This is a genomic window from Pseudomonas sp. P5_A2_2, assembly GCF_054177685.1.
In genome coordinates this window covers 1-2,288 of sequence record NZ_JBGCUL010000735.1, presented here as the reverse complement: position 1 = coordinate 2,288, position 2,288 = coordinate 1, and the positions used below count along the sequence as shown (strand labels likewise).

Sequence of the window (2,288 nt, the reverse complement as noted above, 5' to 3'; positions counted from 1 at the left end):
GCGTGACGAACCTTCCAGATGGTTGACCAGTTGATGCACCATCACATCGACCGAGGCCAGCGTCTCGACCAGATAAACCACCAGGGTTTCGGTCGTGGCYTCARGGTYSACGGTAAACAGYGTGCYGRKWGTTCGMGGMGTGGCTTTGATGTCGGCKGTCGAGGGGAAGTGGTARGCGAGGGCACGCTCGGCGGCYTCGTTGAGTTTTTTTGAATCGGGTTCGTAYGGGGATGCTGGATCGGTGTCCGGCGGATTGGGTGTGACCTTGAACATAGTGTGGATTCCTGATGTGGGCTGGAAACCACTTCTCTACTAAAAGAAGGGGTGGCAGCTGTACGCAGGTTAGTAGACCGGGGAATCCAAGAAGCCGGCGCGCCCAAGGGCGCCCTACGTACAGCCACCATCAAAATACAGGCACATAACCTGATTGATGCGTCGTACGTCTCGGATTAAGCCACGGGCTACTAAACCCGATCACTGGGAGTCAGTGACGCGAATCAAGTTACCGAGGGTGTCCAAGGCGCACAAGCCGGCGGATTCTGGCGTACCTGTAGGCAACGACGCAAGGCGTTGTAGCTTTCATCAAGTAACGCTGACAGCCGTTAAACAGGCTCTATTCAAAGGCCAAATCGGTGGCGCGAACTAGCGCAATAACCTGTAGGAGCGAGCATGCTCGCGATGGTCGTCAACGATAACGCAGAAAGCCTGACACCCCGCGGCGTTCTCCGGTTTATCGCGAGCAGGCTCGCTCCTACAAGGGGTATGCGGTGTTCAATCTTTATTCGGCAGGCATAAAAAAACGGGCCTTGGGGACCCGTTGGAAAGTTGGCCTGACGTCCATGTCAGGCCTGAAATGCGATCAACTGTGGGAGCGAGCTTGCTCGCGATGGGGCCATACCAGTCAACATCGATGCTGAATGTAAGACCGCTATCGCGAGCAAGCTCGCTCCCACAGGGGGGATGCGGTGTTCACGCCTTTAGCGTCAACTTTCAACCCTTGCGGAAATGCGGAATCACCTTCTCGCCAATGTTCTTCAGGGTCTCCAGCTGTGCCCATTGCGGCACGGTGCCCATCTGGCAGATGAACAGGATTTCGTCGGCGCCGGCATCGATCAGGCGTTGCACGTAGCCTATGCAATCCTCGACGGTGCCGTAGGCGTGGTTCGGGTTCATCATGGCCATGGTCGGGTCGGAGAAGTCGACGCTGACTTCTTCGGAGGCGAAGCGCGACTTGATAACGCTCTGGCCGTTGCCGTCGACGAAGGTGTCGTCTTTCCACTTCTCCGGGTCCGGACGCTCGCCGCCGCCGTACCAGTAGCCCAGGGACTCCATGAAGTAGCGTTGGCCACGAATACCGATGCGGCGCGCTTCTTCGTTGTCATCCAGCACAATGGCCGGGCACAGCGCGGCGATGTGGCGGTTAGGGCGGAAACCGACCTGCTTCTTCTCATCCCGATTGTCGTAGGCCGTGTGATACATCTCGACCTTCTTGGCGATCTCTTCCGGGCCACCGAAGCCCAGCACCAGTGCACCCATGCCACGGCCGCCAGCGTTTTTCAGCGACTCGGTGTTGGTGCACGCCAGGTACATCGGCGGGTGCGGATCCTGGTAAGGCTTTGGATGGATCGGGCGCTTGGGGATCTGCACGAAGTCGCCGTTGTGCTCGATCTCGTCCTGCACGAACATTTTCGGGATCAGGTACATCATCTCGTCGATCTGCGGCTGCAAGGTCGCCAGGTCGTAGCCGAAGGTGCCTGCTTCCTGCTGGGTGCCGCCCTTGCCCACGCCGAAGTGCACACGGCCCTTCGACAGCAGGTCGAGGGTGGCGATGCGCTCGGCGACCTTCACCGGGTGGTTCATTGCCGGCGGCAGGCAGACCACGCCGTGACCGATGCCGATTCGCTCGGTTTTACCGGCAACGAACGCCAACATGGTTTCCGGCGCGGACATGTGCGAGTAGTTGCTCAGCGCGGTATGTTCCACGCACCAGAAGGTGTCGAAGCCGAGCTTGTCGGCCAGCACGGCCTGTTCGACGGTGTCTTCGAAAATCTTGCGGTCGCCTTCACGGCTGGAGTCCACCGTCTGGGCTTCGTAAATCAGGGAAAATTTCATGGTTGATCCTTGTGCTTATTTGGATGCGCAGTCGGCGCCGTAGACCTTCGCCTTACCGTCAATGCTCGTGCATCGACGGGGCGCTCGAATCACGCAAACGGACTAGCCGATTTGTAGGGAAGCGTCAGAGGAAAAAGTCGCTGCTGTCCTGCCCCATGCTCACGCCACCCAGGTTC

Annotated in this window: 2 protein-coding genes; both read right to left on the bottom strand. The window is 58.7% G+C overall.

Annotated elements, in window-relative coordinates:
- Window positions 1-273: DUF6124 family protein (locus ACXRVY_RS24960; RefSeq protein WP_458238514.1), on the bottom strand; the 273-nt coding region annotated here is incomplete at its 3' end.
- Between the two features lie 717 nt (window positions 274-990).
- Window positions 991-2,112: an LLM class flavin-dependent oxidoreductase gene (locus tag ACXRVY_RS24955; RefSeq protein WP_223462347.1), complete on the bottom strand. Its 1,122-nt coding sequence runs from the start codon at window positions 2,110-2,112 to the stop codon at window positions 991-993.
- Window positions 2,113-2,288: the final 176 nt, after the last annotated feature.